This is a genomic window from Bifidobacterium choerinum, assembly GCF_000741135.1.
In the GTDB taxonomy this organism is placed as follows: Bacteria; Actinomycetota; Actinomycetes; order Actinomycetales; family Bifidobacteriaceae; genus Bifidobacterium; species Bifidobacterium choerinum.
Window position 1 is genome coordinate 218,454 of sequence record NZ_JGYU01000001.1, and the last position, 16,857, is coordinate 235,310.

At 67.8% G+C, this 16,857-nt stretch carries 12 protein-coding genes and 1 pseudogene; 3 read left to right on the forward strand and 10 right to left on the reverse strand.

What is annotated here, in order from left to right:
- The first annotated feature begins 155 nt into the window (after nt 1-155).
- Both ettA and BCHO_RS00915 read left to right on the forward strand, forming a co-directional pair.
- Nucleotides 156-1,832 (forward strand): energy-dependent translational throttle protein EttA, encoded by a 1,677-nt coding sequence (gene ettA, locus BCHO_RS00910; RefSeq protein ID WP_024540330.1) that lies wholly within the window; start codon nt 156-158, stop codon nt 1,830-1,832.
- Between the two features lie 391 nt (nt 1,833-2,223).
- Nucleotides 2,224-3,135 (forward strand): acyl-CoA thioesterase, encoded by a 912-nt coding sequence (locus BCHO_RS00915; RefSeq protein ID WP_024540331.1) that lies wholly within the window; start codon nt 2,224-2,226, stop codon nt 3,133-3,135.
- A gap of 35 nt (nt 3,136-3,170) precedes the next feature.
- On the opposite strand, the gene BCHO_RS00920 is transcribed toward BCHO_RS00915, so the two are convergent.
- The 10 genes from BCHO_RS00920 to BCHO_RS00965 all read right to left on the reverse strand — a co-directional run bounded on the left by BCHO_RS00920 (nt 3,171) and on the right by BCHO_RS00965 (nt 15,592).
- Nucleotides 3,171-3,749 carry a DUF3180 domain-containing protein gene (locus BCHO_RS00920; protein ID WP_024540332.1) on the reverse strand — a complete coding sequence of 193 codons (579 nt, stop codon included), beginning with the start codon at nt 3,747-3,749 and terminating at the stop codon, nt 3,171-3,173.
- Nucleotides 3,746-4,597: a hypothetical protein gene (locus tag BCHO_RS08675; protein WP_024540333.1), complete on the reverse strand. Its 852-nt coding sequence runs from the start codon at nt 4,595-4,597 to the stop codon at nt 3,746-3,748. Before BCHO_RS08675 ends, BCHO_RS00920 begins: the two co-directional genes overlap by 4 nt.
- A gap of 108 nt (nt 4,598-4,705) precedes the next feature.
- Nucleotides 4,706-6,793 carry an ATP-dependent zinc metalloprotease FtsH gene (gene ftsH, locus BCHO_RS00930; RefSeq protein ID WP_024540334.1) on the reverse strand — a complete coding sequence of 696 codons (2,088 nt, stop codon included), beginning with the start codon at nt 6,791-6,793 and terminating at the stop codon, nt 4,706-4,708.
- Nucleotides 6,790-7,353, reverse strand: coding sequence for a hypoxanthine phosphoribosyltransferase (gene hpt, locus BCHO_RS00935; RefSeq protein WP_024540335.1), 564 nt, complete (start codon nt 7,351-7,353; stop codon nt 6,790-6,792). Before hpt ends, ftsH begins: the two co-directional genes overlap by 4 nt.
- Nucleotides 7,328-8,443: a tRNA lysidine(34) synthetase TilS gene (tilS, locus tag BCHO_RS00940; protein ID WP_024540336.1), complete on the reverse strand. Its 1,116-nt coding sequence runs from the start codon at nt 8,441-8,443 to the stop codon at nt 7,328-7,330. The genes hpt and tilS overlap by 26 nt, the downstream gene beginning before the upstream one ends.
- Nucleotide 8,444: 1 nt before the next feature.
- Nucleotides 8,445-9,923, reverse strand: coding sequence for a D-alanyl-D-alanine carboxypeptidase/D-alanyl-D-alanine endopeptidase (gene dacB, locus BCHO_RS00945; RefSeq protein ID WP_169743519.1), 1,479 nt, complete (start codon nt 9,921-9,923; stop codon nt 8,445-8,447).
- Between the two features lie 87 nt (nt 9,924-10,010).
- Nucleotides 10,011-11,690: a hypothetical protein gene (locus BCHO_RS00950; RefSeq protein ID WP_051354826.1), complete on the reverse strand. Its 1,680-nt coding sequence runs from the start codon at nt 11,688-11,690 to the stop codon at nt 10,011-10,013.
- Nucleotides 11,687-12,565 (reverse strand): ABC transporter ATP-binding protein, encoded by an 879-nt coding sequence (locus tag BCHO_RS00955; RefSeq protein WP_024540339.1) that lies wholly within the window; start codon nt 12,563-12,565, stop codon nt 11,687-11,689. The genes BCHO_RS00950 and BCHO_RS00955 overlap by 4 nt, the downstream gene beginning before the upstream one ends.
- Nucleotides 12,566-12,659: 94 nt before the next feature.
- The gene (locus tag BCHO_RS00960) at nt 12,660-13,976 is read right to left on the reverse strand and encodes a glycosyltransferase family 2 protein (RefSeq protein WP_024540340.1); all 1,317 of its coding nucleotides are present in this window, start codon (nt 13,974-13,976) and stop codon (nt 12,660-12,662) included.
- On the reverse strand, nt 13,976-15,592 hold the full coding sequence (locus BCHO_RS00965) for an AI-2E family transporter (protein WP_051354830.1): 1,617 nt from the start codon (nt 15,590-15,592) through the stop codon (nt 13,976-13,978). Before BCHO_RS00965 ends, BCHO_RS00960 begins: the two co-directional genes overlap by 1 nt.
- Nucleotides 15,593-15,697: 105 nt before the next feature.
- Between BCHO_RS00965 and BCHO_RS00970 the strand changes: the two are divergent.
- Nucleotides 15,698-16,612 (forward strand): annotated as a pseudogene (locus BCHO_RS00970) (glycosyltransferase family 2 protein); the annotation flags it as partial.
- Nucleotides 16,613-16,857: the final 245 nt, after the last annotated feature.

The window sequence follows — 16,857 nt, forward strand, 5'->3', positions numbered from 1 at the left end:
TCCCCGCCGCCGCGCCGCTGAGGGGACACGGCCGATGGAATACATGTACCGGCGCGGCGGTAGAACGAACTGTAGACCTCTTTTGGAATAATGGTCGTGCATTTGTGACCGCTTCGATTCCACGAAGCAAGACGGACAACGGAACGGATTCAACTTTGGCTGAGTTTATTTACCAGATGATCAACGCCCGCAAGGCATACGGCGACCGCGTGATCCTCGACAACGTCACGCTGAGCTTCCTGCCGGGCGCGAAGATCGGCGTCGTCGGCCCCAACGGCATGGGCAAGTCCACGCTGCTTAAAATCATGGCCGGTCTCGACACGGTCAGCAACGGCGAAGCGTCGCTGACGCCGGGCTACACGGTCGGCATCCTGCAGCAGGAGCCGCCGCTCGACGAGGACAAGACCGTCGGCGAGAACATCAAGATGGCCTTCGGCGGCATCGCCGACAAGGTCGCGCGCTTCAACGAGATCGGCGAGGAGATGGCGAACCCGGACGCCGACTTCGACGCGCTGATGGAGGAGATGGGCAAGCTGCAGACCGAGATCGACGCGGCGAACGGCTGGGATCTCGACTCGCAGCTCGAGCAGGCGATGGACGCGCTGCAGTGCCCCGACCCGGACACGCCGGTGTCGGTGTGCTCGGGCGGCGAGCGCCGCCGCGTCGCACTGTGCAAGCTGCTGCTCGAGGCGCCGGACCTGCTGCTGCTCGACGAGCCGACGAACCACCTCGACGCCGAGTCGATCCTGTGGCTCGAGAAGTTCCTGCACCAGTATCCGGGCGCCGTCATCGCCGTCACCCACGACCGCTACTTCATGGACAACGTCGCCGAATGGATCTGCGAGGTCGACCGCGGCCAGCTCTACCCGTACAAGGGCAACTACTCCACCTATCTGGAGACGAAGGCGAAGCGCATGGAGATCCAGGGCGCCAAGGACGCCAAGCTCGCCAAGCGCCTCAAGAACGAGCTCGAATGGGTGCGTTCGTCGCCGAAGGCCCGTCAGGCGAAGAACAAGGCGCGCCTCGAACGCTACGACCAGATGGAGCAGGAGGCGCGCAACTCGAAGAAGCTCGACTTCTCCGAGATCCAGATCCCGCCGGGACCGCGTCTGGGCTCGACGGTGCTCGAGGCCGAGCACATCCACAAGGCCTTCGGCGACCGCGTGCTCATCGACGACCTGAGCTTCACGCTGCCGCGCAACGGCATCGTCGGCGTCATCGGCCCCAACGGCGTCGGCAAGTCGACGCTGTTCAAGACGATCGTCGGACTCGAGCCGCTGTCGGGAGGCAGCCTCAAGATCGGCGACACCGTCAAGATCAGCTACGTCGACCAGAACCGCGCCGGCCTCGACCCGAACAAGAACCTGTGGGAGGCCGTTTCGGACGGCAACGACTTCATCGAGGTCGGCGGCGTCGAGGTGCCGACGCGCGCCTATGTCGCGAGCTTCGGCTTCAAGGGCTCCGACCAGCAGAAGCTCACCGGCGTGCTCTCCGGCGGCGAGCGCAACCGCCTCAACCTGGCGCTGACGCTCAAGCAGGGCGGCAACCTGCTGCTGCTCGACGAGCCGACGAACGACCTGGACGTCGAGACGCTCGAAAGCCTCGAGAACGCGCTGCTCGAGTTCCCGGGCTGCGCCGTCGTCATCTCGCACGACCGCTGGTTCCTCGACCGCATCGCCACGCATATCCTCGCGTGGGAGGGCGATGACGAGAACCCGGCGCGCTGGTACTGGTTCGAAGGCAACTTCCAGTCGTATCAGGAGAACAAGATCGCGCGTCTGGGCGAGGAGGCGGCGCGTCCGCACCGCCTGCACCGCAAGCTCACCCGCTGAGCGCCGTATCGGCTGCCATAAGGGCCCGGTTGCGAACATCAATGCCGCACGAGACGGCGTCCATGTTCGCAACCGGGCCCTTATGCGACCGCAGGAGGCGCGGAACACATCCGTAGCGTTCGCGGGGAGACCCGGCAGCGACCGCAAGCGGTGAAAGTCGCGCCCGTGACGTTCGCGATGAGCCCCGTCCGCGACCGCGAGCGGCGCGGAATGCACCCATGGCGTTCACCTGAACATCGGCTCCCCCGACTACGCTGTCGGTGGCAATCGCCGGGACGTGTCCGTTTCTTAACACGCCGCTGATAGATTGCAGACAGTCAGCGCAATCGCCCGCGCATCGGGCGCCGACCGGGCGCGTCGAGCCACGCCCCGAACCAAGAAAGGACGCCGCATGACGTCGGATACCACTCCCCTGAAGCATCTGATCGATGTGCTGAGCCTCGGCGAACCTTCCGTCTACCGCGACCACACCTACATCAGTGGCGAAAGCATGTACTTCCCGACCGGCCGCGTCTACGGCGGCCAGGTCATCGCCCAATCGCTCGTCGCCGCCTCGAGGACGGTGCCCGAGGGACGCGAGCCGCATTCGATCCACGGCTACTTCATCGCCCCCGGCGACATCCACGAGGACCTGCTCTTCGACGTCGAAAACCTGCGCGACGGCCATTCGTTCTCGGCGCGCCGCGTCAACGTCACCCAGTCGCAGGGCCCGATCCTCACGGCGATCGCAAGCTTCCAGAAAACCGGTCAGCCGGGCGTCGCCTACGCCGACCCGATGCCTGCCGACATCCCGGCCCCGGAGACGCTCAAAAGCTCGAAGGAGCTGATGGCGCCCTACGCCGACCAGTCGAACTTCGCGAAGTACTATGCGTACAAATCCCCCTTCGACATCCGCTACGCCTGCCAGCCGATCCTGCTCGGCCCGGACAAGGCGAGCGCGGAGGCCGACTGCGGCCGTCAGCTCGTGTGGATGCGAGCCGATGGAGACTGCGACGTGTCGCAGACGATGCACCGCGCGATCCTCGCGCTCGGCTGCGACCAGATCATGCTCGAGCCGATCCTGCGCCGCGCGGGGCTCACGGTGATGACGCCGGGCATTTCCTTCGCCTCGATCGACCATTCGATGTGGTGGTACCGCGACATCGACGTCACCGACTGGCATCTGTACGTGCAGGACACACCCACCGCCGGCCACGGCCGCGGCCTGTCGACGGCGAGGGTCTACCGCCGCGACGGCACGCTCGTCGCCGCGATCGTGCAGGAGGCGATGGTGCGCGTCCCGCAGCCTGAGGACACGCACTGAGCCGCCCGTAGCCGTCCTTGTCCCATAGGCCGCCGTCACCGGCCCGGTACGGCGGCCTCGCCATCGTTGTCGTCGCCCTTCCATGCGACGCCGCGGTCGCGCCGTTCACCGCGCATCCGCTTGCGTTCCTCGACCTTCGGATGCTCGGGGCCTTCGGACGGCGGCAGCTGGCAGGAGCTCTCGGCGATGATGCCGCAGACCATGTCGATCAGGCTCGCCGCGCACGCGACGACGCATTCGATGGCGATCTGGCGGTAGTACGGCGCCTGCAGATGCCCGACGAGCATGAGCAGCTCGCCCGCGTACCAGCCGAGCAGCACGGCGCCGGCGAGCGCGAGCGCCTTCGACATGATCAATGTGTCGACGGCGCGTTCGGGCGTGACCGTCCTGAGCTGCACACGTTTGCGCGGTTCGGTCGTCGTGTAGCGACGCACCTGCCATGCGGCGACGAGCACGCCGCCGCCGAAGACGACGAGCATCGCCGAGACGAACCACGGCAGGCCGAGCAGCGAGACATGGTAGCGTTCCTCGAGCGCGGCCGTCGCGGCGCCGCCGCCGACGCCGAGCGCAGCGGCCAGCAGATACACCCACCAGCGGATGCGATGCGCCCTCATCGCGCGCCCCCGATGATCCAATGGTCCGATTCGGGGCCGGCGAACGGCGCGTCGGGCGCGCTCGCGAGCAGATACGCAAGCGGGTCGCCGTGGAAGGTCGCCGTCGGATCCATGTCCATCCACGGCGCGAGGATCGCGGCGCGGTTGCCCGCTCCCCCGTCGTCGATGCGCGCACGGCCTTCGGCGTCGTCGATGTCGACGATATGCAGCGCGACGTCGCCGTCGTGGACGCGCGCGGCCGCGTTGAGGAAGGCCGTCAATGCGGCCGCGTCCATCGTCGTGTCGAGCGCGGCGACGGCGGTGCGCGTCTCGCCGCCGTCGGCCGTCATCGCATGGTAGAGCGGCGAGATGCCTTCGATCTGCGTGCCCGGGGCCTCGTCGAGCGCGACGATGACGTCGCGGAACAACACGTCCGCCTGCGGCGAAGCGCTTTCCATCGAGACGACGGCGCGACGCGGTCCCGTTTCTGATGCCGAACCGGGCGCCGTCTGTTCGTCCGCCGCCGCGTCCGTCGTCGTCTCGCCGGAGGCCGCGGTCCAGCGCACGGCCTGGCATGCCGGCTTCTGCCCCGTCGGCGTCAGCGTCAATGTCACCTGCGTCGTCGCCGCCGCCGTCTCGCGGCGCACCGCCTCGGCAACGGCGTCGGCGATCATCGCGCCGGTCTCGCCGTCATGCGCGGCGACGACGCGACGCACGGACCCGACGAGCGTCGCCGCCGAGACGCGCGCGACGAGGCCGCCGCCGAGCTCGACGTCGACGTCCATATGGTTCGCGCCGCCGAAGGGGTCGTCGACGACGTCGATCGCCGCCGTCCGAATCCCTTGGCAGCTGAGTGTGTGCGTTGCCATATCCGTATCCTTCCTGCCTGCCGACTCCCGCTAATTGCCGCCGACCAATGCGACAGGCCCGGGCTTTGCGGCGCCGGGCCTGTTGGATGACCGACTCGTCGGATCCGGTCAGAACTGCTGCTGCGGGATGCCCGCCGATTCCTTGAGCGATTCGGGGATCGGCACCGGCGGCACGTCCGAATCGGGACGGTTCGGGTTGCTCAGCCACACCGGACGTTCCGGCGCCATCTTGATGTCGGCGAAGACCTCCTTGAGCTCCTTCTCGTTGAGCGTCTGCTTGACGAGCAGTCGGCGCACGAGTTCGTCGAGGATGGCGCGGTTGTCGGTGAGGATCTGCCACGCCTCCTGATGCGCGGTCTCGATGAGGTCGAGCACCTGCTCGTCGATCATTTCGGCCGTCGCGTTCGAGTAGTTGCGCGGACGCAGGCCGTCGAGGCCCTGATCGTCGTCGGAGTCAATCCATTTGACGGCGCCGAGCTGTGAGGACAGGCCGTATTCGCCGACCATATGGCGGGCGATGTTCGTCGCCTTCTCGATGTCGTTCGACGCGCCGGTCGTCGGATCGTGGAAGACGATCTCCTCGGCGGTGCGGCCGCCCATCGCATAGGCCATCTGGTCGAGCAGCTCGTTGCGCGACTGCGAGTAGCGGTCCTCGGTCGGCATGACGGCCGTGTAGCCGAGTGCGCGGCCTCGCGGCAGGATCGTGACCTTGGTGACCGGGTCGGTGTTGTGCAGCGCGGCGGCGACAAGCGCATGGCCGCCCTCATGGTAGGCGGTGTTGCGCAGCTCGTCGAGCGCCATGCCGCGCGTGCGGCGGCGCGGGCCGCTCATCACGCGGTCGATCGCCTCGTCGATTGCGCGGTTGTCGATGAGCTGCGCGCCGACGCGTGCGCACAGCAGCGCGGCCTCGTTGAGCACGTTCGCCAGGTCGGCGCCGGTGAAGCCCGGCGTGCGCACGGCGATCGCATGCAGATCGATGTCCGGGACGAAGGGCTTGCCCTTCGCATGCACCTTGAGGATCTCCTCGCGGCCTTCGAGGTCCGGCGCCTCGACGGCCACCTGACGGTCGAAGCGGCCCGGGCGCAGCAGCGCCGGGTCGAGCACGTCGGGACGGTTCGTCGCGGCGATGATGATCAGGTTCGTGTCGTTGTCGAAGCCGTCCATCTCGACGAGCAGCTGGTTGAGCGTCTGTTCGCGCTCATCGTGGCCGCCGCCCATGCCGGAGCCGCGCTTGCGTCCGACGGCGTCGATCTCGTCGATGAAGATGATCGCCGGGGCGTTCTTCTTCGCCTCGTCGAACAGGTCGCGCACACGCGAGGCGCCGAGGCCGACGAACATCTCGACGAAGTCGGAGCCGGCCATCGAATAGAACGGGACGCCCGCCTCGCCGGCGATCGCACGCGCGAGCAGCGTCTTGCCGGTGCCCGGAGGGCCGTACAGCAGCACGCCGCGCGGGATGCGCGCGCCGAGCGCCTTGTACTTCGCCGGGTCCTTGAGGAAGTCCTTGATCTCCTCGACCTCCTGGACGGCGGCCTCCTCGCCGGCCACGTCCGAGAACTTCGTCTTCGGGATCTGGCCGTCGGCGAGCTTGCCGGCGTTCTTCTTGCCGCCCATGCCGAGCATGCCGCTCGTGCTGCTCATGCGGCTCATCAGGAACCAGCCGAAGCCGAGAATGATCAGGATCGGCAGCAGCGACGTGAGCATGTAGGTGAGCGCGCCCTGCGTCTTGATCGTCGCCGTCCATCCGTTCGCCGGCTTGGCGTCCTCGACGGCCTTGACGATGTCGGCGTCCTGCGCGGTCGCGAAGTAGAACTGCACGTCGGTGCCGTAGTTGCGCTCGTTGCCCGAGTTCGGGTCCTTGCCGGAATAGGCGTCCTTGAGCTTGAGCTCGACGAGGTTCTGGTTGTCGACGATCGTCGCGTTCGTGATGTTCGACGCGTTGCTCTTGAGGATCGACAGGCCCTGCTCGGTCGTGATCGTCTTCGCGCCGCCATTCATCGAGAAGAAGATGATGACGAGCGCGACGAGCGCGACGATCGTGCCCCAGAACCACGGCGAGCGCCAGGCGTTCCTCCTGCCGTTCTGGTTGCCGTCGCCCGGATTGTTCGGGTCGGACGGGTTGAACGGGTTCGGGCGGTTGCCCGGCGACCCGTTGCGGTTGCCGCGTGGCTGCTGTGGCCCCTGCGGGATGCTCATGCCTGCTCTCCTTCGTATACTTCCGGCTTCAACACCGCGATCGAATCGAGGTTCCGGTAGCGTTCGTCATAGTCGAGTCCGAAGCCGACGACGAACTCGTCCGGGATCACGAATCCCTTGTATTTCACGTCCAGCTGCACCTGATGCCGCGCCGGTTTCTCCAGCAGCGCGAAGATCTCGACCGATGCAGCGCCCCTGCGCTCCAGTTCGCCGACGAGCCATTTGAGCGTGACCCCCGAATCGATGATGTCCTCGACGATGAGCACGTCGCGCCCGCGCACGTCGGCCGACAGGTCCTGCCGCACCGTGACGGTGCCGCTGCTCACCGTGCCCGACCCGTAGCTCGACAGGCTCATGTAGTCCGTCTCGACCGGGATCGTCATCGCCTGGGAGAACGCGACCATCGTCGTCGCCGCGCCTTTGAGCACGCATACGAGCAACGGTGTGCGTCCGCGGTAGTCCTCGCTCGCCCGGGCGGCGACTTCGGTGATCTTCCCCATGATCTGTTCATGGTTCAGAAGCTCATAATCGATTTCATCCTCTATGTCGACGATTTGCATGCGTTACATCTTCGCACACCTCAATGACGTGTTTCTGACGATTGGCTGTGCGTTTTCTGGGAAGTTGCACGCCCCGCTGCCCATGCCAATCCGAGATGAGGGCCTCGACGGCTTCGACGTGGCGTCTGCCGCTGCCCGGCGCGCACAGCGCGAGCGTGCGCGCGACGACGCGGAAGCGCAGCGCCGCGTCCTCCTTCGCGAGCGCGCGCACATCGATCGACGCGCGCAGGCCGCGTCCGTCGTCCTCGATGCGCACGCTGCGCGCGAACACGTCGTCGGTCAGCCGTTCGAGCAGATCGACGTCTCGGCGCGCGAGCGCGGCGCCGTCGGCGAGCATCGTCGCCATGTCGCGACCAGCGAAGGCGCTCAGATACGGCAGCAGCGTGTGCCGCACGCGCGAGCGCAGCGGGAAACGCGCAGGCAGCTCCTCGTCGGCTGGGAACGCGTCGCCGTTCGTCGGGTCGTCCCACCATGCGAGGCCGAGGTCCTCGCAGATGCGCGTCGTCTCGGCGCGCGCGAGTCCGAGCAGCGGCCGCGCGAAACACACGCCGTCGATCCGCTGTTCCGCAGGCATGCCGGCAATGGCGTCGAGGCCGCCCGAACGGATCAGATCGATGAGCACGCTTTCGGCCTGGTCGTCCTTCGTGTGCGCGAGCAGCACGACGGCGGCGCCGAGGCGGCGCGCCTCGTCGACGAGCGCCGCGTAGCGCGCGTCGCGCGCGGCGGCCTCACCTCCTTCGCCGTGTTCGTCGACGACCCGCACGTCGCGTACGACGACTGGGTCGATGCCGAGCGCCGCGCATCGGCGGGCGGCCTGCGCGGCGACGTCGGCGGAGCCTGGCTGCATCCGGTGGTCGACGACGACGGCGCCGCATCGCACGCCCCATGCGGCGCACACGGTCGCGGCGACGGCGGCGAGCGCGAGCGAGTCGCGCCCTCCCGAACAGGCGACGAGGACGAGCGGCGCGTCGGCGTCCGGCTCATGTGCGCCATGCCGGGCGAAGCGCGCGTCCTGCATCCCGATCCCCTGATTGGCGAGCGTGGCGCGCACGGTGCCGATCGCCTGTTTCATCACGGCCGAATACGCCATCTCACAGCTCCGTGAGCGCGGCGATGAAGACGTCGATCGCCTCGCGCGCCGCGGCCATGTCGTCCGGGTTGTTGACGATGACCGCGAACACGGCGACACCGCCCTGCTCGCGCGAGACGTTGCCGGTCATCGACGTGACGGTGCCGAGGCTGCCGGTCTTGACGCGCATCAGGCCGGCCGCGCCGGCGTCGGCGAGCCGCGTCGCGGCGGTGCCGACGAGGCCGGGCACCGACAGGCCTTCGGCGGCGGCCGGTGCGACGCCGACCTCGATGTTGCGCAGCTGCACGTCGGCGAGCGTCGTCACCGTCGCGCGCGAGCCCGGCGACAGTCCCGAACAGTCGGCCATGACGAGGCCGTCGAGCGGCACGCCGAGCGTCTCGAGCCGCGAACGCACGGCCTTGACGGCCGCCTCGGGCGAGTTGCCGGTCTTCATATGCAGCGCGAGCAGACGGCCGAACTGCTCGGCGAGCGTGTTGTCGGAATGCTGGAGCATGAAGCGCATGACGGCGCTCAGCGGCGCCGATTCGACCGAGGCGAGCGGCGTGCGTCCGTCGGGCGTGCGCATCCGCTGCGGCTGCCTCGCGTTCGTCACGTCGACGCCGGCTTCGGTCAGACGCGTCGCGAAGACGTCGGCCGCGTCGGCCGCCGTCGTCTGCGACAGCGGCGGATAGTCGGAGAAACGGTCCGGGTCGAACGATGCGCCGCCGCGCTGGCGTCCGCCGTCGACGGCCATCGACGAGACGGGCGTGTAGTACAGGTGGTCGCCGTCGATCTCGCCGATGCGGTCCGGATAGCGGTCGTCGCCGAACATCGTATCGTCCCAGGCGAGGCGCACCTTCGTGACGCCGCGCTTGGCCAATGCGGCGGCCGTGCGTTCGGCGAGCGTGCCGAGGCCGGCGCGGCCGTTGACGTGGTGCTGGTCGCTTTCGCCGGCACCGAGCAGCATGTCGCCGTCGCCTTTGAGGATCAGCGTGTCCGCGCCGTCCTGTTCGTGCACGAGGTAGGTGGAGGTCGTGAACGTCGAGCCCATGTCGAGCGTCGACGCGGCGGCGAGCGCCGTCAGCGTCTTCATCGTCGACGCCGGCTCGCGCGCCGTGCCCTGCCCGCTCGCGGCGGCCGTCGTGCCGTCGGGCTGCAGCACGAGGACCGAGACCTCGTCGCCGACGCCTTTCGCATGGACGAGCGCGTCGACGGCCGCGACGGCCTTGCCGGCGTCGATCCGGCGTGCGAGGTCGGCGTCGGCGACGAGCGTCGCGCCCTTGCGCGAGGCGCGCAGGGCGGCGCGCTCCTGTTCGGCGACCGGCGAGAACGTGAGCGCGCCGTCGACGAGGTCATAGCCGTCGGCGAACACGTAGCCGACGGCGAGCGCGATCGAGACGAGCGCGGCGACGGCGACGAGGATGACGCGGCGCGCGCGGCGACGACGCCAGCGGCGTGTCTGCTCGGCGGTCAGCGCGCCGGCCGATGCGCCGTCGCGCACGTCCTCGTCGCCGTCCTGCGGATTCGTCGTAGCGTCGCGCACGCGCGTTCCTCCCCTCGCCGCGGCGGCCCGCCGGGGCCGCGAAGATCACTGCTGCAGCGCCGCGAATCCGTCCAACGTGTCGAGGACCTTGAGTTTGCGGCGCTCCAACAGCTTAGCCCCCAGCCATGTACCAAGCCACAGGACGCCTACGCCGTTGGCGAGCGCGACCGGGATGAGGACCGGATACCACCGGTCGAACGCGCCGCCGAAGCCGAGGCCGGCGATGACGCCGACCGTCGGGATCATGACGGCGACGAACAGCAGCATCTGCAGCAGCGGGATGAACATCTGCGCCGCGCCGCGGCCCTGGGGCGTGCTGAACGGCTTCTCGAGCGACGGCGTCGGATACATGAAGACCGGGTTCATCGCCTCGGCCACGCCGATCGTCGCGAGCGTCCACGACCATCCGCATACGCCGATCGTCAGGCCCTGCAGCCAGCCGGCGGGCGTGCGCCAGAAGCCGGAGCAGGCCATCGAGATGACGAACAGCACGATGATGCTCAGCGTCGCGACGAGCACATAGGCGCGGGCGCGGCCGCGGCGGTCGTCGACGGCGCGCACGCCGCAGATGACCTCCATCGCGAAGCCGCGGCCGTCGTAGCCGAGGCCGTTCGCCTCGGCGATCGCGAACATCATGCAGCTGACGATCATGCCGGTCCACACGTACCAGTCGCCGATCTGGCGTCCCATGAACGCGAAGATGAAGACGATGAGCAGCGGCATGACGAACATGACCGACTGGCGCGGGTCGCGCCGGAGCATGCACAGCAGGCGCGCGGTCACGGCGCCGGACGGCGAATCGGGCATCCGTGTGAACATGCCGAGGCCCTTCTCCGCCTTGCCTCCGGAGACGGCGGCGTCGTGGGTGCGCGCGTAGTGCAGGCACCACATCGTCAGCCACCAGCACACGGCGCAGGTTGCGCCGGCGATGAGCAGGTGGGCGGCGAAGGCGCCCCAAGCGCCGTCGGCGGCGTCGAAGGGCAGCATGAACGGCGCGCCGAGCGGCGTCCAGCCGACGACCGACGAGGCTTGCGCCATGTGATGCACGTCGATTGCCGCGCCGGCCGTGTCAAGCGACGCCATCATCATGCTCGGCGCCTCGGCGAGCAGTATGATGACGACCATCATGACGATGTAGAACATGTTCTTGCCGGCCTGCGAGCGCACGAGGACGCCGAAGAGCGACAGCAGCGCCTTCGAGCACAGCATCGCCGTGGCGATGACGACGAACGCGGCGAGCACGGCGGCCGCGACGGATGCGGCGCCGAAATGGGCGTAGGCGGGTGCGAACGCGAGCAGGCATGCAAGGAAGGTCAGTCCGGTCGGCCCGGCGAGGCCGGCGGCGACGAGCCCGGTCGTCAGCCGGCGGTCGTCGATGCCGTAGATCGCGAAGTTGTCGGGCGTCATCGTCGAGTTCTCGCCGACGATCATCAGCTGGATGATGACGGCGAGCAGGATCGCGAAGGCGCCGGCGAGCGGCACCGCGATGCGCAGCACGACGCCGACGAGCGGATCGGTCTGCATGCCGAGCACGATGCCGCCGACCAGTGCGCCGCCGATGCAGCTGGCGGCGATGATCAACGTGACGATGAAGCCGACGAGCTGCCAGACCGAGCGTCTGATCGTCGCCATCGTGATCGCCCAGCGCAGCCGCACGAAGGTGCCGACCGGCGGCTGCGCCATCGCCTCGGGCGCCGGCGGCGTCCCGGAGGCCACCCCGCTCATCGCGCGCCGCCTTCGGTCGCGGCGACGACGGCATCGGCATCGGCGGATTCGCCGTTCTCGCCGCCGTCGAGCCATGCGATGTGCGCGGCGCCGTGACGGCCGCCGACGAGCTGCAGGAAACGCTCCTCGAGGTCCTCGCCGGCCGCGACGGCGTCGACGGTGCCCGCCGCGACGACGCGGCCGCGGTTGATGACGGCGACGTGCGTGCACATGCGTTCGACGAGCGCCATGACGTGCGACGAGATGATGACGGTGCCGCCGGTCGCGACGTATTCGACGAGGATGTCCTTGATGTTCGCGCTCGAGATCGGGTCGACGGCCTCGAAGGGCTCGTCGAGCACGAGGATGCGCGGGCTGTGGATCATCGCCGTCGCCAGGCAGATCTTCTTCGTCATGCCGGCCGAATAGTCGCGCACCATGACGTTCGCCGATTCGGTCAGGTCGAAGGCGGCGAGCAGGTCGGCGCCGCGGCGCGACGCCTCGGCGCGGCCCATGCCGCGCAGCATGCCGGCGTAGACGAGCAGCTGCATGCCGGTGAGCGTCGTGAAGATCTGGTCGGGCTGCGGCATCAGGCCGATGAGGCGCTTGGCGTGCGCCGTGTCGGCCCACACGTCATGGTCGAGGATCGATGCCGTGCCGGCGTCCGGCACGAGCATGCCGGTGAACATGTTGATCGTCGTCGTCTTGCCGGCGCCGTTGGGGCCGACGAGGCCGTAGAACGAGCCAACCGGGATGTCGAGCGACAGGCCGTCCACGGCCACCTTGTCGTCGAAGCGTTTGAACAGGCCGCGCATCGAGACGGCCATATGCGGATCGGTGGCGAACAGACGCGGATCGGGCGCGCCCGGCGCCGGCCTCGGGGAAACTGCACTCATGCCTGCCACACTATTGCACACATCGGCGGGGCCGAAAAGCCCGTCTCAGCTCGTGGGCGGAACCGTGTCCACGGGGCGTGGCGGGCGGCACCGGCTACGCGGCGTTGCCGACAGAGGCTTCCTGCTTGCCAGCAGCGGCTGCCTCGTCCGCGGACCTCTCCTCTTCGAGCTCCTTGTTGTCCGGTGTGCCGCCCTTGTGCTCGATCGGCTTCCACTGCGCCTTCGAGAAGATGGCCTGGAACGAGATCGGCACATAGCTGAGCATGTAGATCGGGAAGCTGAGCACATAGGCGAACAGCTCCTTGTTCGTCGCGCCGATCTGCTTGCGTTCGACGACGATTGTCAGCGCGGCGAGTGCCATCATGAACAGCAGCGACCAGACGATGCCGTTCATCCAGTTGAACAGCGAACCGAGCTGGCTCGACCATGAGACGAAGCCGAAGGCCGCGTAGATCGCGCCGAGCGCGATGCGGATCATCGCGAGCAGCATGAACGGGCACAGCAGCAGCGTGAAGTCGATGCACGAGAAGTCGCGCTCATGGATCGCGCGCCGGATCAGCGCGGGGCCGTAGTAGCGGAAGACCTGCAGGAAGCCCTTGCTCCAGCGCAGGCGCTGGCGCCAGCTCTGCGCGAAGGTGACCGGCTGCTCGTCGTAGAGGATCGCCGAGCCCACATAGCCGATGCGGTCGCCGTGCAGCACCGAGTCCATCGTGAACTCGAGGTCCTCGGTGAGCAGATGGAACTTCCATCCCTTGTTGCGGCGCATGACGCCCTGCGAGAACATGAAGCCGGTGCCGCCGACGTGGCAGCTGTTGCCGAGCCACATGCGCGAGGCGCTGACGAACCTGGATTCGCGGATGAACCACAGCGCCGAACCCGACGAGACCCAGTTGTCGGAGAGATTGACCGAGTTGCGGTAGCTCGTCAGGATGCGGAAGCCGGCCTGGAAGCCCTTGTTCATCTCCTCGAAGTAGTGCTCGTCGAGGCGGTTGTCGGCGTCGAAGACGAAGAACGCGTCGTAGCGGTCGGCCGTGCCGTCGTCGATCATCGTGTCGAGCAGGTAGGTCAGCGCGTACCCCTTGCCGACCTTCGTCTGGTCGAAGCGTTCGACGACGTTGCAGCCGAGGTCGCGCGCGATCTGCGCCGTGTCGTCGGTGCAGTTGTCGGCGACGAGCCAGATGTCGATGAGCGCGGACAGGTACGTCTGCGTCTGGATGTCGCGGATGAGGTTGCCGATGACGGCGCGCTCGTTGCGCGCCGAGACGAGGACCGCGTAACGCTTGTCCATCGGCGCTTCCGGGAACGTGGTCGGTTTGGCGAACAGCGAGATCAGGATGCACACACCCTGATAGATCATGCCGACGCCGCCGGCGACGATGAGCAGGATGTCCAGAACGTTGAGCAGCACCATCAGCGCCAATGACTCCTTGGATTGTCCGGGCCCTTGGACCCGGAACGTCTCTTCTTGTTGTCTTGCTTGCCGCCTTCCGATTCTACCGGCCGTGCCGCGTCGATGGAAGCGTCGGCTGCGGGCGAAGCGGCCGCGGCGGCGCCCTTCGGCTCCTCGTCGCCGCCCTTCGCGGCGCCTTCGTTCTCCGTCTCGTCGCCGACGCCGTTGAGGCCTCGGTGGTGGCCGGAGTCGAGGATGCGCTTGGGGATCGCGACGGTCGGCGAATCGGCGGTGACATGCGCGGCGGAGTCGCCGTAGGCGGCCTCGCGCAGCTGCGCGATCGCCTCGTCGTCGAAGGAGACGTGCGCCGACGAGCCCTTCGCCTGGCGCGGCCCCGGCATGTGCTCGCCCATCGGCTTGAACACGTGCTCGTTGATCGCGTCGGCCGCCTCGACCATCCTCGACTTCTTCTTCGTCGTCGGGTCGTTCATCAGCGGTACGTCGACGAGCGGGTACTGCTTCATCGAGACCTTGAGCAGCACCTGTATGCTCGCCGTGATCGGCAGCGCGAGGAACGCGCCGAGCGCGCCGAAGATCGATCCAAAGAGCAGCACCGACAGGAACGCGATGCACGGGTTGATGTCCATCGTGCGCTCCGAGATCTTCGGCGACAGCAGCAGGTTCTCGATCTGCTGGTAGATCGTGATGAACACGACGACGCCGACCGCGTAGCCGATGCCGCGCTCGCCCCATGCAAACATGACCGGCAGCGCGCCGCCCAGATAGGTGCCGATCGTCGGGATGAACTGGGAGACGATGCCGCAGAACAGCGCGAGCGGCAGCCAGTACGGCACCTTGATGATCATCAGGAACACGGCGGTGCAAGCGGCGTTGATCGCGGCGAGGATCGAACGGGAGAACAGGAATCCGGAGATCTGCTCCTGCACGACGGTCCACGTCATCAGGAAGCGGCGCTGCGAGCTCGGCGCGATCCACTTGCACAGGCTGCGGCGCAGGCGCGGGCCGGCGATCGCGATGTAGAAGGCGACCATGAGCGCCGTGATGAAGTTGAGCAGGCTCGAGAAGACGCCGATCGTCGTGCTGAAGGCCTGGCCGGCGAAGTCGGTCACCCAGTTACCGTGGATGTTCTTGATGATCTCGCCGCCGAGGTCGTTCATCTCGGGGATCTTGAAGTCGGTCTTCTCGCTGACGAACGCGGCGAGCTGGTTGTACAGGTCGGGGAAGCCGCGCACCATCGAGATCATCTGCTGGACGAACATGTTGCCGAACAATGCGAGCAATGTGATGACGATGATGATGAGGCCGACGAGGCACGTCACGGCCGCGACGCCGCGACGCCAGCCGTGCTTGATGAGGCGGATGATCAGCGGTTCGACGGACAGCGCGAGGAACAGCGCGATGACGATGTCGAAGACGAGATAGGTGATCTTGAACCACGACGTGTACGCGAACCAGGCGAGGAAGACGGCGATCGCCGTGTACAGCAGCGCGCGTCCGTACCATTCGGGCGGACGCCGCGGGTCGCCCTTCGCCGGAAACAGCGACGAGACGTCGATCTTCTTCTTTTCGCCGCCCTCGGGGCCGGTCGCGCGCTGCGCGCCGGCCCCGCCGGGCATCTCTTCGGTCTGTGGCTCGCTCATGCCCCTCATTAAAGCACAGGCGCGGGGCGAAGGCCCCGGCGCACGGTGCGCACTGTACGGTCGCGCACATATCCTTGAACCATGCTGAAAGTATCGATCATCATCCCGGCGTGGAACGAGCAGGACCGCATCACCGACTGCCTCGACAACGCGCTGCGCCAGACGGTGACGCCGCACGAGGTCATCGTTGTCGACAACCGATCCACCGACGACACGGTCGCTGTCGTCGAGCGCTATATGCGCGAGCATCCGCAGGCGCCGATCAAGCTGCTGCACCAAGACGAGGAGCAGGGGCTCATCCCGACGCGCAACTTCGGCCTCAACGCGGCGACCGGCGACGTGCTCGGCCGCGTCGACGCCGACTGCATGCTCAAGCCGGACTGGGTCGAGGTCGTCGCCGGGATCTTCACCGAGGACAGGGACGCGATGGGCGCGACCGGCCCGGTCACCTACTACGACATGCCGGCGCGCCGCATCTCGCTGCGCGGCGACGACAGCGTGCGCCGCCACACGTTCCGCGCCGACGGCGGCAAGGTGCTGCTGTTCGGCTCGAACATGGCGCTGCGCGCGAGTGCGTGGCACCAGATCGCCGGCGAGGTGTGCCGCGACCGCGAGGACGTCATGCACGAGGACATCGACGTCTCGCTGCATCTGCTCGGCCGCGGCTTCAAGACCGTCTATTCGGAGCGCATGATCTGCGGCATCTCGGCGCGCCGCATGGACACGTCGTTCAAGTCGTTCCGCAACTACATGAAGCGTTTCAAGAACACCTTCGAGGCGCATCCGCAGCACTGGCGCAAGCGCAAGTCCGAGCGCACGCTGTATCTGATGTATCCGTGGCTGCACGCACTGTTCCCGGTCTACCAGCAGTACCTCGAGTCGAGGGACATCAACCCGGCGCTGCGCATCTGGTTCCGCGAACAGGCCAAGCTCGCGCGCGAGCAGGGCGATTCGCTCGCCGACCTGCCCGGCATCGACGAGCTCGTCGAGGAGGAACCCACCGATGTGCCCGGCATCGACGAGGTCACCGGCGACCTTCTTCTCGACGACGAGGTCGAGGCGACCGACGGACTGACGGCGGAGACACCGGCGGCCGCGGCCGAGGACATGCGCGACGGCGCCGCCGAAGCCGAGCGCGACGCGGTCGACGCGGCCGAGCAGGCCGTGGCGGCCAACGGACCGGCGATCCCCGTCGCGACGAGCGACAGGGGCGCCGACGCCTCCGCCGACCACGACGCCGG